Annotated in this window: 16 protein-coding genes; 8 read left to right on the top strand and 8 right to left on the bottom strand. The window is 56.2% G+C overall.

Going from position 1 to position 16,641, the window contains the following annotated elements; translation table 11 throughout:
* Window positions 1-199 precede the first annotated feature (199 nt).
* Complete coding sequence (gene gmhB, locus LU196_RS11360) at window positions 200-760, bottom strand: D-glycero-beta-D-manno-heptose 1,7-bisphosphate 7-phosphatase (RefSeq protein ID WP_232759392.1); 561 nt, start codon at window positions 758-760, stop codon at window positions 200-202.
* A gap of 188 nt (window positions 761-948) precedes the next feature.
* Here gmhB and metN point away from each other — a divergent pair, with 188 nt between their 5' ends.
* The 6 genes from metN (at window position 949) to proS (ending at window position 6,575) form a co-directional block, all read left to right on the top strand.
* The gene (metN, locus tag LU196_RS11355) at window positions 949-1,980 is read left to right on the top strand and encodes a methionine ABC transporter ATP-binding protein MetN (protein ID WP_232759391.1); all 1,032 of its coding nucleotides are present in this window, start codon (window positions 949-951) and stop codon (window positions 1,978-1,980) included.
* Window positions 1,973-2,626 (top strand): methionine ABC transporter permease MetI, encoded by a 654-nt coding sequence (locus tag LU196_RS11350; protein WP_232759390.1) that lies wholly within the window; start codon window positions 1,973-1,975, stop codon window positions 2,624-2,626. The genes metN and LU196_RS11350 overlap by 8 nt, the downstream gene beginning before the upstream one ends.
* 37 nt (window positions 2,627-2,663) lie before the next feature.
* Entirely contained in the window at window positions 2,664-3,479 is an 816-nt protein-coding gene (locus LU196_RS11345; RefSeq protein WP_232759389.1) for a MetQ/NlpA family lipoprotein, read from the top strand.
* A gap of 181 nt (window positions 3,480-3,660) precedes the next feature.
* On the top strand, window positions 3,661-4,062 hold the full coding sequence (gene rcsF / locus LU196_RS11340; protein WP_232759388.1) for an Rcs stress response system protein RcsF: 402 nt from the start codon (window positions 3,661-3,663) through the stop codon (window positions 4,060-4,062).
* The gene (tsaA, locus tag LU196_RS11335) at window positions 4,059-4,787 is read left to right on the top strand and encodes a tRNA (N6-threonylcarbamoyladenosine(37)-N6)-methyltransferase TrmO (RefSeq protein WP_232759387.1); all 729 of its coding nucleotides are present in this window, start codon (window positions 4,059-4,061) and stop codon (window positions 4,785-4,787) included. The genes rcsF and tsaA overlap by 4 nt, the downstream gene beginning before the upstream one ends.
* A 69-nt stretch (window positions 4,788-4,856) precedes the next feature.
* Entirely contained in the window at window positions 4,857-6,575 is a 1,719-nt protein-coding gene (gene proS, locus LU196_RS11330) for a proline--tRNA ligase (RefSeq protein WP_232759386.1), read from the top strand.
* A gap of 31 nt (window positions 6,576-6,606) precedes the next feature.
* Here the strand turns inward: proS and arfB are convergent, their stop codons facing one another.
* Window positions 6,607-7,017 (bottom strand): alternative ribosome rescue aminoacyl-tRNA hydrolase ArfB, encoded by a 411-nt coding sequence (gene arfB / locus LU196_RS11325; RefSeq protein ID WP_232759385.1) that lies wholly within the window; start codon window positions 7,015-7,017, stop codon window positions 6,607-6,609.
* A gap of 208 nt (window positions 7,018-7,225) precedes the next feature.
* Here arfB and LU196_RS11320 point away from each other — a divergent pair, with 208 nt between their 5' ends.
* Window positions 7,226-7,426 carry a YaeP family protein gene (locus LU196_RS11320; protein ID WP_013507964.1) on the top strand — a complete coding sequence of 67 codons (201 nt, stop codon included), beginning with the start codon at window positions 7,226-7,228 and terminating at the stop codon, window positions 7,424-7,426.
* Window positions 7,413-7,676 carry a Rho-binding antiterminator gene (rof, locus tag LU196_RS11315; protein WP_232759384.1) on the top strand — a complete coding sequence of 88 codons (264 nt, stop codon included), beginning with the start codon at window positions 7,413-7,415 and terminating at the stop codon, window positions 7,674-7,676. Before LU196_RS11320 ends, rof begins: the two co-directional genes overlap by 14 nt.
* Window positions 7,677-7,712: 36 nt before the next feature.
* Here rof and LU196_RS11310 read toward each other — a convergent pair whose 3' ends face one another.
* The 6 genes from LU196_RS11310 to dnaE all read right to left on the bottom strand — a co-directional run bounded on the left by LU196_RS11310 (window position 7,713) and on the right by dnaE (window position 16,620).
* Window positions 7,713-8,024, bottom strand: coding sequence for a cytochrome c (locus LU196_RS11310; RefSeq protein ID WP_232759383.1), 312 nt, complete (start codon window positions 8,022-8,024; stop codon window positions 7,713-7,715).
* The gene (tilS, locus tag LU196_RS11305) at window positions 8,021-9,337 is read right to left on the bottom strand and encodes a tRNA lysidine(34) synthetase TilS (RefSeq protein ID WP_232759382.1); all 1,317 of its coding nucleotides are present in this window, start codon (window positions 9,335-9,337) and stop codon (window positions 8,021-8,023) included. Before tilS ends, LU196_RS11310 begins: the two co-directional genes overlap by 4 nt.
* A 51-nt stretch (window positions 9,338-9,388) precedes the next feature.
* A complete protein-coding gene (locus LU196_RS11300) occupies window positions 9,389-9,778 on the bottom strand; it encodes a VOC family protein (protein ID WP_232759381.1) in 390 nt (129 codons plus the stop codon).
* A 75-nt stretch (window positions 9,779-9,853) separates the two neighbouring features.
* Window positions 9,854-12,004: a lysine decarboxylase LdcC gene (locus tag LU196_RS11295; protein WP_232759380.1), complete on the bottom strand. Its 2,151-nt coding sequence runs from the start codon at window positions 12,002-12,004 to the stop codon at window positions 9,854-9,856.
* Window positions 12,005-12,165: 161 nt separating this feature from the next.
* Entirely contained in the window at window positions 12,166-13,125 is a 960-nt protein-coding gene (gene accA, locus LU196_RS11290) for an acetyl-CoA carboxylase carboxyl transferase subunit alpha (RefSeq protein WP_232759379.1), read from the bottom strand.
* 12 nt (window positions 13,126-13,137) lie between these two features.
* Window positions 13,138-16,620, bottom strand: a complete 3,483-nt coding sequence (dnaE, locus tag LU196_RS11285) for a DNA polymerase III subunit alpha (RefSeq protein ID WP_232759378.1) — start codon at window positions 16,618-16,620, stop codon at window positions 13,138-13,140.
* Window positions 16,621-16,641 lie beyond the last annotated feature (21 nt).

The following is a 16,641-nucleotide window of genomic DNA, read 5'->3' as shown; positions in this document are numbered from 1 at the left end:
ACGCTTTCCTCCTTCAGAGTCAAACACTTTTTTCAGCGTTTTTCTCCGGCGGGCCGAATCACTCCGCGCCCTGCTGAGCCGTCTGCGTTGCCGCTTTGCCGTCTCAGTGGTGGCGCATTATAGGGCGAGTCTGAGGAAGCGCAAGTGCAAATTTAAACTTTTTTATCGTTCGCTTATAATTTGAGCTAATCGCCCTGTTTTAGCCCTTTTTAAGGCGTGCAGGTAGATCCGCGAGGCTATCAATCACCCAATCTGCGGCTGCCTCGCCCTCTTCTGTCACCGGTTTACCGGTGCGCACCAGCACTTTTGTGCCGACGCCAGCGGCCAATGCAGCCTGCATATCTTCCAGCTTATCGCCCACCATATAAGAAGCAGCCATGTCGATATTCAATTCCTGCTGCGCAGAGAGCAGCATGCCTGGCTGCGGTTTCCGACAATCACACTGCTGGCGATAGGCCTCGACCTTGGCATCAGGCAGATGTGGACAGAAATAGATGCCATCCAGATCCACATCGCGATCGGCCAATGACCAATCCATCCACTCCGTAAGCTGCATAAACTGATCTTCAGAGTACATGCCCCGCGCAATGCCAGATTGATTGGTGACCAATACCAGCGCGAAACCCATCTTTTTCAGCGCTTGCAGCGCCTCAATGGTGTCGTCGATAAACTCAAAATTATCGATTTCATGAACATAGCCGTGATCGACATTCAGGGTGCCATCACGATCGAGAAATATAGCCGGGACTTTGTTCGCCACGTAAAAACTCCTGCTGCAAATAATGCTGCACAGTATCGCATGATTGCGTTGAACGAGAGAATGGCAGATTGATTGACTTCGATTGATTTAGCCGTCTGGATGCCTTACCATCCATTCAAATTTCACACAGCGTGGCTGGGTGAAAGCCGACACACCACGGAAAACGCATTGCGATAACAATTAAACTAATGATTAAACTCGAAAATATCACCAAAGTGTTTCAGCAAGGTTCCCGAACTGTACAAGCGTTGTCAAACGTTAGCTTGCACGTTCCTGCTGGACAGATTTATGGCGTTATCGGCTCATCTGGAGCGGGTAAGAGCACGTTGATTCGCTGCGTCAATCTATTAGAGCGCCCCACCTCGGGCCGCGTGTTAGTGGACGGTCAGGATCTCACCGCCCTTTCATCCAGTCAGCTTACGCTGGCGCGTCGTCAGATTGGCATGATCTTCCAGCATTTTAATCTGATGAACTCACGCACCGTTTCTGGCAACGTGGCGCTGCCGCTTGAGCTGGGCAATTTGTCACGCGCTCAGATCAAACAGCGCGTCACCGAGTTACTGGAGCTGGTTGGCTTGGCGGACAAGCATGACAGCTGGCCGGCTAACCTCTCGGGCGGTCAGAAGCAGCGCGTGGCGATTGCCCGCGCCTTGGCCAGCAACCCCAAAGTGCTGCTGTGCGATGAAGCCACTAGCGCACTCGATCCCGCCACCACGCGCTCGATTCTTGAATTGCTCAAAGATATTAATCGCCGTCTTGGTATCACCGTTCTGCTGATCACGCACGAAATGGATGTGGTTAAGCGCATTTGCGATCAGGTCGCGGTGATCAGCCACGGGGAATTGATTGAAAAAGACAGCGTGAGCGAAGTGTTCTCGCACCCGAAAACGCCGCTGGCGCAGCAGTTTATTCAGTCAACGCTGCATCTGGATATTCCAGAAGATTACCAACAGCGCATGGCCGCGACGGCCTCAGCGCAGAGCGTGCCCTTGCTGCGCCTGGAGTTCACGGGAAAATCGGTCGATGCGCCGCTGTTGTCTGAAGTCGCGCGACGCTACAACGTCAATAACAATATTATTAGCGCGCAGATGGACTACGCCGGTGGCGTCAAGTTCGGCATTATGCTGGCGGAGATGCACGGCAGCGCGCCAGATACACAGGCTGCCATTGCGTGGCTGCAGGAAAATCATGTGAAAGTAGAGGTATTGGGTTATGTCTGAAGCGATGATGTGGTTACTGACGCGCGGCGTCTGGGAAACGCTGATGATGACCTTTGTCTCCGGCTTTTTTGGTTTTGTACTCGGTTTGCCAGTCGGCGTTTTGCTCTACGTCACTCGCCCAGGCCAAATTTTGGCCAATACAGCCCTGTATCGCGTGCTGTCCGCGGTAGTGAATATCTTCCGCTCAATCCCGTTCATTATCTTATTGGTGTGGATGATTCCCTTTACGCGGGCCATCGTCGGCACGTCGATTGGTCTGCAAGCGGCCATTGTGCCCCTCACCGTTGGCGCCGCGCCTTTCATTGCCCGTATGGTAGAAAACGCGCTGCTGGAGCTGCCAACGGGTCTGATTGAGGCATCACGCGCCATGGGTGCGGCACCGCTGCAGATCATCCGTAAAGTGCTGCTGCCTGAAGCGCTGCCGGGGCTGGTCAATGCCGCAACCATTACGCTGATTACCCTGGTGGGCTACTCGGCGATGGGTGGCGCGGTGGGTGCAGGCGGCTTGGGTCAAATAGGCTATCAGTATGGTTACATCGGCTATAACGCTACCGTAATGAATACCGTGCTGATTTTGCTGGTTGTACTGGTGTATGTCATACAGTTCTGTGGTGACCGCATCGTGCGTGCTGTGTCCCATAAATAAGTTAACAACGTCGATACTCCTCTATTAAGGAAGGGATATGTCTTTTACATTTAAAAAGATTGCCGCTGTGGGTGCTCTGATTGGCGCTATCGCGCTGGCTGGATGCGATCAAAAAGCCAAAGATCCAAATCATATTAAGGTTGGCGTCATCGTGGGCGCGGAGCAGCAGGTCGCGGAAACCGCAGTTAAAGTGGCCAAAGAGAAGTACAACCTGGATGTTGAACTGGTGACCTTCAACGATTACGTGCTGCCAAACGAAGCGTTAAGCAAAGGCGATATCGATGTGAATGCGTTCCAGCACAAGCCGTACCTCGATCAGCAAATCAAGGATCGTGGTTACAAGCTGGTACCGGTTGGCAACACCTTCGTTTACCCGATCGCGGGCTACTCCAAGAAAATCAAATCGCTGGATGAGCTGCAGAACGGTGCGCAGATTGCTATCCCGAACGATCCTACCAATCTGGGCCGTTCACTGCTGCTGCTGCAGAAAGTGGGCCTGATCAAGTTGAAAGATGGCGTGGGCCTGCTGCCGACCTCACTGGATATCGTGGAAAATCCCAAGAACCTGAAGATTGTTGAGCTGGAAGCGCCGCAGCTGCCGCGCTCTCTGGACGACCAGCAGATTGCGCTTGCCGTCATTAACACCACCTATGCCAGCCAGATTGGCCTGACGCCAGCTAAAGACGGCATCTTTGTCGAAGATAAAGATTCGCCTTACGTTAACCTGCTGGTTAGCCGCGAAGATAATAAAGACGCGGAAAACGTGAAGAAATTTGTTCAGGCCTATCAGTCTGATGAAGTCGCTGAAGCCGCAAACAAAATCTTCAACGGTGGCGCGGTAAAAGGTTGGTAATCTCCTTTTACGCCATTGGGCAGCTCAGGCTGCCCTTTTTTATGGGTTTGGCTTCCCCAGCCGCGCCTTCCGTGCTGTCAGCGGCATAACCGCGCGAAAAATTTGGCTTATGCCGCTGACTTGTTATTTAATCCCGTCCTTGTTTCAATAACGCCACTTTTTGCCATATGAGGATGTTGCCATGCGCTTTTTACCGCTCTGCTTGTTAGCATTAATGCTAACCGGGTGCGTTCATGAATATCACCCCATAAGCAGTGCCCCCGTTCGTCCGCAGCATTCATCCAGCGAACCACAGCGTAAGCCTGCCACGCGACCGGCCCCGGTTAAAATTTATACCGACGCGACTGCGCTCGTGAGCAACCCATTCCGCGATCTCGGCGAGGTGTCCGCGGAAGACTGCCAGAGCAGCAATCAGGATTCGCCCCCGAACATGAATACCGCGCGTAAACGCCTGCAGATCAAAGCCGCAGGAATGAAAGCCAACGCCGTGTTGCTGCACAAATGCGAAATCGTCTCCAGCACGCCGGGCTGCTACCGCCAAGCCGTTTGTCAGGGCTCAGCGCTGAAAGTCTCTAATCAATGAGCGACTTTGCCTTTGCGCAAATCGGCGTGATTCATTCCCCGTGGAAAGAGAAATTCGCGGTGCCGCGCCAGCCCGGCTTGGTGCAAGACGGCGGTGGCGAGTTGCATTTGCTGCCGCCGTATAACCAGCCGGAAGCCGTGCGCGGGCTGGAGGCGTTCAGTCATCTGTGGGTGCTGTTTGTGTTTCATCAAACCCAAGCGGGCGGCTGGCGGCCCACCGTGCGCCCACCGCGCTTGGGGGGAAATGCGCGCATGGGCGTATTCGCCACGCGCTCAACCTTCCGCCCAAATCCGATCGGTATGTCGTTGGTTGAGCTGAAAGGCATTCGCTGTGACAAACAGCAGGTGATTTTGCAACTCGGCAGCCTGGATCTGGTGGACGGCACGCCAGTGGTAGATATTAAGCCTTATCTGCCGTTTGCCGAAGCCCTGCCAGACGCGCGCGCGGGCTTTGCGCAGCACGCACCGGATGCCAGCATGCCGGTACGTTTCTCGGCGCTGGCGCAGAGTCAGCTACAGCAGCAGCAGCACACCCATCCGCATCTGGCGCGTTTTATCAGTGAGGTTCTGGCGCAGGATCCCCGCCCCGCCTACCGAAAAGGCGAAACGCAGGAGCGTGAGTATGCCGCCTGGCTGCTCGACTTTAACGTGCGCTGGCGCATCGACGATCGCGGCACGGAAGTGATCGCCCTGGACCCGCGCGAAAACAAGCTTTTGAGTGATTGATCTCGCTGGTACACTAGCCGCCAGCAAATTTTTCGTTCGTATCCTTCCGTACAACTGGAATCGTAATCAATGCGTACTACTCAATATCTGCTCTCCACCCTTAAGGAGACGCCTTCCGATGCGGAAGTCATTAGCCACCAGCTGATGCTGCGCGCCGGGATGATCCGCAAACTGGCTTCTGGACTTTATACCTGGCTGCCAACCGGCATGCGCGTGCTGCGAAAAGTTGAAAACATCGTGCGCGAAGAGATGAATAACGCCGGTGCTATCGAGATTGCCATGCCGGTGGTTCAGCCTGCTGACCTGTGGGAAGAGAGCGGCCGTTGGGAACAGTATGGCCCGGAGCTGCTGCGCATTAAAGATCGCCACGAGCGCCCTTTCGTGCTGGGTCCCACGCACGAAGAAGTGATCACCGATCTCATCCGTAACGAACTGAGCTCGTACAAACAGCTGCCGCTGAATCTGTACCAGATTCAGACCAAATTCCGCGACGAAGTGCGCCCGCGTTTTGGCGTCATGCGTTCACGCGAGTTCATCATGAAAGATGCGTACTCGTTCCATACCTCGCAGGAATCACTGCAGGAAACCTATGATGCGATGTATCGCGCCTACAGCCAAAGCTTCAGCCGCATGGGGCTGGACTTCCGTGCGGTTCAGGCGGACACCGGCTCCATTGGCGGCAGCGGTTCGCATGAGTTCCAGGTGCTGGCGCAGAGCGGTGAAGACGATGTGATCTTCTCTACCGAGTCCGATTACGCGGCCAACATTGAGAAAGCGGAAGCGGTCGCGCCTGCCGGTGAACGTGCCGCGGCCACCCAGGCGATGACGCAGTTTGCCACCCCACATGCCAAAACCATTGCGGAACTGGTCGAGCAGCATCAGATTCCGGTTGAGAAAACCGTGAAAACGCTGATCGTGAAAGGCGCAGAAGAGAGTGGTCACGCGCTGGTTGCCCTGCTGGTGCGCGGCGATCACGAACTCAATGAAATCAAGGCGGAGCATCTGGATATTGTTGCTGCGCCACTGGAGATGGCCAGTGAAGAAGCGATCCGCGCCGTAATCGGTGCCGGTTTTGGCTCGCTGGGCCCAGTGGGATTAACCATGCCGATCGTCGCCGATCGCACCGTGGCCAAAATGAGCGACTTCGCCGCGGGCGCAAACATTGATGGTCAGCATTTTGCTGGCATCAACTGGGGCCGCGATCTGCCCGAACCGCGCGTTGAAGATATTCGTAACGTCGTAGAAGGCGATCCTAGCCCGGATGGCAAAGGCGTACTGCAGATCAAACGCGGTATTGAAGTCGGCCATATTTTCCAGCTCGGCACCAAATATTCTGACGCGATGAAAGCTGCGGTGCAGGGCGAAGATGGCCGCAACCAGATCATGACCATGGGCTGCTACGGCATTGGTATCACGCGCGTGGTGGCTGCCGCCATTGAGCAGAATCACGACGAGCGCGGTATTATTTGGCCAGCGGCGCTGGCGCCGTTTGAAGTGGCGATTCTGCCCATGAACATGCACAAATCTTTCCGCGTGAAAGAGCTGGCCGAGAGCCTGTATAACGAACTGCGCGCCAAAGGCGTTGACGTGATTCTGGACGATCGTAAAGAGCGTCCGGGCGTGATGTTCGCGGATATGGAACTGATTGGCGTGCCGCACACCATCGTTATCGGCGATCGCAACCTCGATAACCAAGAGATCGAGTACAAGGCCCGTGCCGCCAGTGAGAAGCAGATGATCAAGCAGCATGAGATCGTCGACTTCCTGACCCGCGCGCTGAACAAGTAATGGCAAACGCCTCCTGCGGGAGGCGTTTTTTTTAGCGCACTTTCCCGCGCAGGGCTTTAACGCTGCTGCGTCGGGTTTTCCCCTCCAGTCGTCGCTCTTTAGACGCACGCGTCGGCCGTGTGGCCCGCCGCGCTTTCTCTACGGTGGTCAGCTCGCGAATCAAATTGATCAGCCGCTGAATAGCCGCCTCGCGATTCATCTCCTGGCTGCGGTACTCCTGCGCTTTAATGATCACCACGCCTTCCGCCGTGATCAAATGGTGACGGGCCTCGAGCAGCCGCGTTTTATAAAACGGCGGCAGCGACGACGCCTGTATATCGAACCGCAGGTGAATGGCCGTGGACGCTTTGTTCACATGCTGGCCGCCCGCGCCTTGGGCGCGGATGGCGGTAATTTCGATTTCGCTGTCCGGTAGCAGCACGGTACGTGAAATTTCAATCATGCTGCGTTTGACCCAGCGCAAAGCGCGTTGTTGCAAAATCCCCTTTTGATGGCCTTCTCCTTTTTAGTGCCGCTTCGCCGTACCATACGCGGCGGCCATTCTCTTTTTTCTTCGTGTGCTGCGCCGATGCGCTGGCTGATTTCCATGAAAATCCTGTGATATAGTCGCCAGTCAACCAGAGTATTTATGCTCTGCTGAGGAGGTGTACGTGCAAAAGTATTGTGAGTTAGTTCGCCAAAAATATGCCGAAATCGGCAGTGGCGATCTGGGTTATGTGCCAGACGCAATCGGCTGCGCGCTGAATGCACTGAATGATATTGCCGCTAATTCTGCGCTAAACTCTTCTGTCAGGGAACAGGCAGCCTACGCTGCTGCAAACTTATTGGTGAGCGATTATGTTGACGAATGAAGCTTATAAACCCATCAATTGTGATGACTACGACAACCTCGAACTCGCCTGCCAACGACACTGGATGCTGAAGCTGGAGTTAAAAAACGGCAGTCGGCTTGAGGCAAAAGCCGTTGATATGGTCTCACGGAAAAATGTTGAGTACCTGCAGGTTGATCTCTCCGGCGAGTCCCGTGAGTTGCGTCTCGACCACATCGCCAGCTTTAGCCATCCTGAGCTCGGCACCGTTATCGTCAGCGAAGACGAGTAGCGCCTTCAGGCGGGAAGTCCCTTCCCGCCTTCTCCCTCAGGGCTTCATCGCCGCGTAATACGCCGATAAATCCTCCATATCCTCATCACTCAATCCGGCGACAAACGCCTTCATCACCTCTGCCTGACCACCGTTGCGCTCGCCGGTTTTATACGCTTGCAGCGCATGCTGAAGGTAAGGCGCGTTTTGTCCCGCCAGATGCGGATAGATCGGCACCGCACTTTTGCCATCGCCACCGTGACAAGCTACGCAGCGGGCCGCTTTCGCCGCCCCCGCGCTGGCCTCACTAGCGGCCAGAACCGGCCATGCTGCGCTGAGAATCACCCATGTGAATGCCTGCTTGATCATGCATGTGCCTGTTGTTGTGATAACCAGATAGCTCGCCAGGCTGGCATCCCCTGACGTGCGGCACCTTCCCGTGTAACAAACAGTCCCGGCGCGGCAATCAACGTCTGGTTGTAGTAAATCAGGGGCGTGCGTTCCCGCTGCCACGGCGGCACACCCAGCTCCTGCCATAGCTTTTTCATCTCTCGCCCGCCGGCACGTCCCTGCAAATGGTAGTAGCCGTGCGCCGCAAAGCGTATGGTCACCCCCTCATCCGGCGTAGGGAGCCGCATTTCGCCCGCGTCGTGGCTGGCGCGAAGTTCACCCAATCCATCCGGCAAGCGCAGCGATGCTTCGCCGATATGCCAAGTAAGCACATACTCACGTAATGACGGCTGCGGCGGCAGCCAGTAAAGCCGCTGGCGATAGCGCCGCAGCGTAAAGGTGCCGAAACGCAGGCAAGGATTCGCATCCTCCCGGCTTTGCATCACTTCTGTGGTAATGCGTTTCAACGCCTCGCGTGAGGGCATGGCGCCGCCTTGCTGGGCGATCCAGCGCCGCAGCAGCGCATGACGCCGCGCCTCGCTGGCCGCCAGCAGCGGATGAAACGCCAGCGCGCCGTGGGGATCGCACAGTTCTGTCAGCTGCTCGGCGAGCAGTTCATCCAGCAGCTGTTCTTGCTCTGCACATAACGCCGCGCTGCGGGCGCTTGCGGCGCTGAAATGCGGCCAGCGCGCCTGAAGCAGCGGTAAAACATGCAGGCGCAAAAAGTTGCGATCGAAGCGGCTATCGCCGTTGCTCTCATCTTCAATCCAGCGCAGCTGATGCGCAGCGGCGTAGGCTTCCAGCTGCTCACGCGAGGTGTGCAGTAGCGGCCGCAGATGCCAAAAACCGTCCAGCTGGCGCTGGGTCGGCATCGCCGCTAATCCCGCAGGACCGCTGCCGCGCTTGAGCGCCAACAGCAGCGTTTCGCACTGATCGTCCAGATGCTGAGCGGTAAGTAAGCGCTCACCGGGTTGCAGCTGATGCCGCAGCGCCTGATAGCGCGCCTCGCGCGCGGCCGCCTCAACGCCCTGCATTTTGGCATCAAGCTGCACATGGAGCACATCACAGGCGAGATGCCACTCTTGGCACAGCGCCTGACAGTGCGCTGCCCAGCGATCCGCGTTGGGGCTTAAGCCATGGTGAACGTGCAGCGCGCGCACCCGCAGTTGCGGCTGCTGACGCTGCCAGCTCAGCAGCTGATGCAGTAATACCGTGGAATCGAGCCCGCCGCTAAAGGCCACAACGCAATGGGCGTCCGGCGGCAGCAGTGAGGCAAGATGAGAGAAGGACATGCGCACGTTCCATCAGGGCGAGCCGCCTGATTGCGGCTCGCGGGCGCTATTTTACGCCTGATACAGCTCCAGCGGCAAACCGTCTGGATCGCGGAAGAAGGTACACGCCTTGCCGGTGAGCGCATCAATGCGGATCGGTTCGCACGTGACGCCTTTGGCTTCGAGCGCCGCCACCGACTGTGCTACGTCCTCAACGCTAAAGGCCAAATGGCGCAAGCCACAGGCTTCCGGTCCGCTGACGCGCGGCGGCGGCGTGGGAAACGAAAACAGTTCAATCATGTACTCGCCTTTCAACGCCAGATCGCCTTTCCATGAGTCGCGCTCGGCGCGGTAATATTCACGCAGTAACGCAAAGCCCAGCACGTCGCAATAAAAAGCCTTACTGCGCGCATAGTCGGTGGCGATGATGGCAATATGGTGGATCTTTTGCAGTTGCAGCATAGCGGCTCCGAATGTCTCGTCAGCCGCCTACCCTACCCGTTCAGCACGGCGCTGAAAAGAGGCAAATATCTGAAGTTATTCTGTATTCTCTTCACGCAGCACGCGCACCAGATAGCGCCCGTCCTCGGTGAGCGTGGCGCCGTGAATGTCCGTTTCAAAACCGGGATAGTGCCGTCCGATAGTGCACAGCATCAGCAGGAAATCCAGCACCGCCCGGCTCTGCGCGGTGATCATCTCCCCCGGCATCACCAGCGGCACGCCCGGTGGATACGGCAAGATCATATTGGCTGATACGCGTCCCACCAGTTCGCGCAGCTCCACCGTTTCCACCTGCCCCTGCACCTGGCGCTGGAATGCCTGATGCGGCGTCATTTTGGCTTCCGGTAGCACGTCAAATGCTTTCAACATCAGGCGCGGCAGGTCGTGCTGCACGATCAGCTGATGAATGCCCTGCGCCAGCGTTTGAATACGCATCGTGCGATAGAAGTCGGGATCTTCGGCATACAGATCCGGCAGCATGTTTTTGACCCGCAGATTGAGATCGTAGGCGCGTTTAAATTCGGTCAGTCCACGCAGCACGCTCATGGCTTTGGTTTTATCAATACCGATGCTAAACAGGAACAATAGGTTGTATGGCCCAGTTTTTTCCACCACGATCCCGCGCTGATCGAGGAATTTCGCCACCAGCGCTGCGGGTATCCCCTCCTGTGCCATGTCGCCCAGCTCGCTCATGCCTGGCGTCAGAATAGTGACTTTGATGGGATCGAGATACATATGATCGCGATCGGCCTGCTGAAAGCCATGCCACGCTTCTTCGCCCGGCTGGATCGGCCAGCATTCCGCTTCGTCGATCTCCTCAGGCTGCCAGATATCAAAGAACCAGCCGTCACACTCCTCACGCAGGCGTTGGATCTCCCGGCGGAAATGCAGCGCCCGTTCCACCGAACGGTTGATCAAGCGCTTACCTGGATTACCGCGCAGCATGGCCGCCGCCGTCTCGATCGAAGAGACAATGCCGTAGCTCGGCGACGTGGTGGTGTGCATCATATAGGCTTCGTTGAAGGTGTCATGATCGTAGTCGCCTTTGATGTGGATCAGCGAGGCTTGTGAAAACGCCGCCAGCAATTTGTGCGTGGATTGCGTCTCATAAATCACTTTGCCGGGAACGCGATCGCCGCTCATGCCGCTTTTACCGGCATAAATGGGATGGAAATTGGTGTAAGGCACCCATGCAGAATCGAAATGAATGGAGGGGACGTCGAGCGTCTTTTTGATGAACTCGGTGTTGTACAGCAGTCCGTCGTAGGTTGAGTTGGTGATCACCGCGTGCACCGGCCAGCTGGCGCGCGGTGTGCTCTCCACCTTTTGCTGAATGCTGTCGCGGGTAAATTCCCGTTGAGGAATACCGCCCAAGATGCCCAGCGCATTGCGCGTGGGTTTGAGCCAAACCGGTACGATGTCGCTCATCATCAGCAGGTGCGTGAGCGACTTATGGCAGTTGCGGTCAATCAACACGGTGCTGCCGGCGGGCGCGGCGTACATGCCAACGATCTTGTTCGAGGTTGAGGTGCCATTGGTCACCATGTAGCTCTGCTCGGCCCCGAAGGTGCGCGCGATATACTCCTCGGCTTCCAGGTGCGGGCCGGTGTGATCCAGTAGCGAACCCAATTCAGTGACGGAAATCGAGACATCCGCTTTCAGCGTGTTTGCGCCAAAAAAGTCGTAGAACAAACTGCCTACCGGGCTTTTCTGGAACGCCGTGCCGCCCATGTGGCCCGGCGTGCAAAACGTGTATTTGCCCTCTTTCACATAGGTGAAAAGCGCGCGGGTGAGCGGCGGCATAATCTTGTCGATGTATTCATCGGTGTACTGACGGATATGGAGCGCAATGTCATCCGCGGCGTTGAGCGTGTATTCAAAAAAGTGCAGCGCCATGCGCATCTCATTGATACTGACGTCCATCTGGGAGTGGGTATTGATAAACGCGTACAGCGGGAGCGACTCGTTGAGCTGATGAATGTCGCTGCACAGCGCCAGGCTGTAGTCATCCCAGTCAAAAATCACGCCACAAATACGCGGATTGTGTTCAATCAGCTTGAGTAAATCGCTGGCATTGCTGGGGTAAACCGTCTGGAAGCCCTGTAGCTTAAGCGCCGCATCCAGTTCACGAATGGGTTCATCTTTGTAGAACGCGCCGTGCGGTCCCATGATTGCAATGATATTCAATGCTCACCTCCTGTGGTGTTGTCGCACTGAATAAGGATAGCGAAATGTGGCGCAGCGCAGACCTGGAATGCTCTGCTGTTGTCATTTTCGGGAAAAATAACGGATTGCAGCCATAAAAAAAGCGGACCGAAGTCCGCTTAATCAGCCTCTGAGCCGATCTATCAGGCGTAGCCGTAGCTCATCAGGCGCTGATAGCGACGGTCGAGCAGCTCTTCGGTGCTCAATCCATCCAGTTCTGCGAGGTCAGACAGCAGCTGAGTTTTCAGTGAAGCCGCCATGTCAACCGGATGACGGTGCGCACCGCCCAGTGGCTCGGGCACGATGGAATCAATCAGTTTCAGCTCTTTCAGACGCTCAGCCGTAATGCCCATCGCTTCTGCGGCCAGCGGCGCTTTGTCAGCGCTTTTCCATAAAATCGATGCGCAGCCTTCCGGTGAAATCACCGAGTAGGTGCTGTACTGCAGCATGTTGACTTTGTCGCCCACGCCAATGGCCAGCGCGCCGCCGGAGCCGCCTTCGCCGATCACCGTGCAGATCACGGGAATTTTCAAGCCAGACATTTCGCGCAGGTTGCGAGCGATGGCTTCAGACTGACCGCGCTCTTCCGCGCCCACGCCCGGGTAGGCACCCGGCGTGTCGATGAAGGTGATCAGCGGCATCTTAAAGCGCTCGGCCATTTCCATCAGGCGCAGCGCTTTACGATACCCTTCTGGCGCGGGCATACCAAAGTTACGACGAATTTTCTCTTTGGTTTCACGGCCTTTTTGATGACCAATGATCATCACGGGACGGCCGTCAAGACGCGCAATCCCACCAACAATCGCTTTGTCGTCGGCATAGGCGCGGTCACCTGCCAGCTCGTCAAACTCATCAAACGCGTGACGAACATAATCCAGCGTGTAGGGACGCAGCGGATGGCGCGCAAGCTGCGCAACCTGCCATGCTCCTAAGTCCGAGAAGATTTTACGGGTCAGCTCAACGCTCTTCTCGCGCAGACGCTGCACTTCTTCATCCAGATTAATATCGTGTTTTTCATCCGAACGGCCAATAGACTTCAGCGAATCAATTTTCGCTTCCAGTTCAGCAATAGGCTGCTCAAAATCCAGGTAATTAAGACTCATAATGTTCCTGTTTTAGTCAAACTCCAGTTCCACCTGCTCCGATCCCACCAACGACCGTAAATCGTTAAGTAGACGATCGCTGGGCGAAATGCGCCACGCAGCACCAAAACGTAGCTTCGCCCGCGCATCTGCTCTCTGATAGTAGAGATGCACCGGAATTGTCCCCGAGCGATGCGGCTCCAGGGACTGGCGGAGACGGTTTAAAAGCTGGTCATCAATTTGCCTGTCCGTCAGCGAGATAGCAAGTCCGCGCGCGTATTTTTCCCGCGCTTCGTCGATGTCCATGACTTCACGGGCGGTCATTTTAAGCCCACCGCTAAAGTCATCAAAGCTGACCTGTCCACTGACGATCAGGATACGGTCTTTCTCCAGCAACTGCTGGTATTTGTCTAACGCATCGGTAAATAGCATCACTTCAAGACGACCTGAACGATCGTCCAGCGTACAAATACCAATTCGGTTTCCGCGCTTGGTGACCATTACGCGGGCAGCGATGACCAGCCCCGCCGCCACGGTAATTTTACCACGTTCCGTTGGGTGCATGTCTTTCAGGCGCATGCCGCCAACGTAGCGCTCGATTTCTTTCAGATACTGATTGATCGGATGGCCGGTGAGGTAGAGGCCAAGCGTTTCCCGCTCACCGTCCAACTGCACCTGTTCAGGCCACGGCGTGATGCTGGCATACGATTTCTCTACCTGTTCAGGCTCTTCCGCCAACACGCCGAACATGTCAGCCTGGCCTATCGCTTCCGCTTTAGCATGCTGATCCGCCGCTTTGAGCGCATCGCCCAGCGCGCTCATCAACGCTGCGCGGTGCGGCCCGAGGCGATCAAACGCACCGGACATGATCAGCTTTTCCATGACGCGGCGATTAAGCTTTTTGGTGTCCGTACGGGCGCAGAGATCAAACAGCTCTTTAAAGTAGCCGCCCTGATTTCGCGCCTCAAGGATCGCTTCAATCGGGCCTTCGCCTACGCCTTTGATCGCGCCGATGCCGTACACGATTTCGCCTTCATCATTCACGTGAAACGGGTAAAGTCCGGCGTTGATATCGGGCGGCAACACTTTCAGCCCCATCCGCCAGCACTCGTCCACCAGGCCGACCACTTTCTCGGTGTTATCCATATCGGCCGTCATGACCGCTGCCATAAACTCGGCGGGATAGTGGGCTTTCAGCCAGAGCGTCTGGTAGGACACCAGCGCGTAGGCTGCCGAGTGCGACTTGTTGAAGCCATATCCCGCAAACTTCTCAACCAGGTCAAAGATTTTCATCGACAATTCGCCGTCGATGCCCATGCTCTCCGCGCCGTCTTTAAACACCGAGCGCTGTTTAGCCATCTCTTCCGGTTTCTTTTTCCCCATCGCACGGCGCAGCATGTCTGCGCCACCCAGCGTGTAGCCGGACAGCACCTGCGCAATCTGCATAACCTGTTCTTGATACAGGATGATGCCGTAAGTGGGTTCAAGTACCGGCTTCAGTGACTCATGCTGCCACTGGATGTCAGGATACGAGATCGCCTCACGCCCATGTTTACGGTCAATGAAGTTATCGACCATGCCGGACTGCAGCGGGCCGGGACGGAACAGCGCCACAAGCGCGATCATATCTTCAAAGCAGTCTGGCTTCAGGCGCTTGATCAGATCTTTCATGCCGCGCGATTCAAGCTGGAACACCGCCGTGGTTTCTGACCGCTGCAGCATGTCGAAACTTTTCTTGTCATCCAGCGGAATGGCCGCAATATCAATCGGTGGTAATCCCTGCTTTTCACGGCGCGGGTTAATCATCTTGAGCGCCCAGTCGATAATCGTGAGCGTGCGCAGCCCCAGGAAGTCAAACTTCACCAGCCCGGCATATTCCACGTCGTTTTTATCAAACTGCGTGACCGGGAACTGACCGTTTTCGTCGCAGTAGAGCGGCGCGAAATCAGTAATTTTGGTCGGGGCAATAACGACGCCCCCGGCGTGCTTACCGGCGTTACGCGTGACGCCTTCCAGCTTGCGCGCCATGTCGATCAGCGCCTTGACCTCTTCGTCTGCCTCATAGATTTCGGGCAGTTGCGGTTCAGCCTGGAACGCTTTCTCCAGCGTCATGCCGGGATCGGGCGGGATCAGCTTGGAGATACGATCGACGAAACCGTAAGGGTGGCCCAGCACGCGTCCAACGTCACGAATCACCGCTTTCGCCGCCATGGTACCGAAGGTGATGATCTGCGAGACTGCCTCACGTCCGTACATCTCGGCGACGTGATCGATCACCTGATCGCGTTTCTCCATGCAGAAGTCGACGTCAAAGTCGGGCATGGAAACGCGCTCAGGGTTAAGGAAGCGTTCAAACAGCAGGTCAAATTCCAGCGGATCCAGGTCGGTGATTTTTAACGCATAGGCCACCAGCGAGCCCGCGCCGGAACCACGGCCCGGTCCAACCGGAATGCCGTTGTCTTTCGACCACTGGATAAACTCCATCACGATCAAAAAGTAGCCGGGGAAGCCCATCTGGTTAATGACATTAAGTTCAATGTCCAGACGCTCGTCGTATTCCGGACGGCGTTCGGCACGCACTTGCTCATCCGGGAAGAGAAATGCCAGGCGCTCCTCAAGACCTTCTCGCGATTTCATCACCAGAAAATCTTCGGTAGACATCTCTCCTGTGGGGAACTGCGGCAGGAAATATTCGCCGAGACGCACGGTAACGTTACAGCGCTTAGCAATCTCTACGCTGTTCTCCAGCGCTTCGGGAATGTCCGAAAACAGCTCGCACATCTCCGCTTCGCTGCGTAAGTATTGCTGAGGACTGTAATGACGGGGACGCTTGGGATCGTCGAGCGTATAGCCGTCGTGAATAGCCACGCGGATCTCATGCGCATCAAAGTCGTCGGGTTCCAGGAAGCAGACGTCATTGGTGGCCACCACGGGAACGCCCTGCGACACGGCAAGCTCCACTGCCGCATGCAGATACGTCTCTTCGTCCGGCCGGCCCGTGCGGGTCAGTTCGAGGTAGTAGCGATTCGGAAAATACGTTTGATAAAAGCTCAAACACTGCGTGACCAACCCAGCATTGCCGCGCAGCAGGCTGCGCCCCACATCGCCACGACGACCACCCGACAGCAGAATCAACCCTTCGTTGAGTTCCGCCAGCCACTCACGATCGATGATGGGGCCGGCAATGCCGTAACCACGCTGATAGGCACGGGAAATCAGCAAGGTGAGATTCTGATAACCCGTATTGTTGGCTGCCAGCACGGTGAGCGGCGTGAGTTCGTCGCCCATCAGCTCGCTCGCGATCTGGAAGTCTGCGCCGATAATCGGTTTGACCCCTGCATCGTGGGCGCTGCCGTAGAAACGCACCAGCCCGCAAAGGTTCATGTAGTCGGTGATGGCGATTGCAGGCATGCCCAGCGCCGCGGCTTTTTTCACCAGCGGTTTGGTTTTCGCCAAGCCATCAACCATGGAGTAATCGCTATGGACGTGCAGATGTATAAAACGGGGTTCAGCCATATCAGTTTCCGGTTAAAACAG

The organism is Pantoea sp. Mb-10 (genome assembly GCF_021272205.1).
Lineage (GTDB): Bacteria > Pseudomonadota > Gammaproteobacteria > Enterobacterales > Enterobacteriaceae > Pantoea.
Note: the sequence above shows the minus strand (reverse complement) of the source record. Positions and strands in the feature narration are given on the sequence as shown.

Coding starts and splice junctions, on each gene's coding strand:
- metN (WP_232759391.1), top strand. CDS start 949: ATGATTAAACTCGAAAATATCACCAAAGTGTTTCAGCAAGGTTCCCGA.
- LU196_RS11350 (WP_232759390.1), top strand. CDS start 1,973: ATGTCTGAAGCGATGATGTGGTTACTGACGCGCGGCGTCTGGGAAACG.
- LU196_RS11345 (WP_232759389.1), top strand. CDS start 2,664: ATGTCTTTTACATTTAAAAAGATTGCCGCTGTGGGTGCTCTGATTGGC.
- rcsF (WP_232759388.1), top strand. CDS start 3,661: ATGCGCTTTTTACCGCTCTGCTTGTTAGCATTAATGCTAACCGGGTGC.
- tsaA (WP_232759387.1), top strand. CDS start 4,059: ATGAGCGACTTTGCCTTTGCGCAAATCGGCGTGATTCATTCCCCGTGG.
- proS (WP_232759386.1), top strand. CDS start 4,857: ATGCGTACTACTCAATATCTGCTCTCCACCCTTAAGGAGACGCCTTCC.
- arfB (WP_232759385.1), bottom strand. CDS start 7,017: ATGATTGAAATTTCACGTACCGTGCTGCTACCGGACAGCGAAATCGAA.
- rof (WP_232759384.1), top strand. CDS start 7,413: ATGTTGACGAATGAAGCTTATAAACCCATCAATTGTGATGACTACGAC.
- LU196_RS11310 (WP_232759383.1), bottom strand. CDS start 8,024: ATGATCAAGCAGGCATTCACATGGGTGATTCTCAGCGCAGCATGGCCG.
- tilS (WP_232759382.1), bottom strand. CDS start 9,337: ATGTCCTTCTCTCATCTTGCCTCACTGCTGCCGCCGGACGCCCATTGC.
- LU196_RS11300 (WP_232759381.1), bottom strand. CDS start 9,778: ATGCTGCAACTGCAAAAGATCCACCATATTGCCATCATCGCCACCGAC.
- accA (WP_232759379.1), bottom strand. CDS start 13,125: ATGAGTCTTAATTACCTGGATTTTGAGCAGCCTATTGCTGAACTGGAA.
- dnaE (WP_232759378.1), bottom strand. CDS start 16,620: ATGGCTGAACCCCGTTTTATACATCTGCACGTCCATAGCGATTACTCC.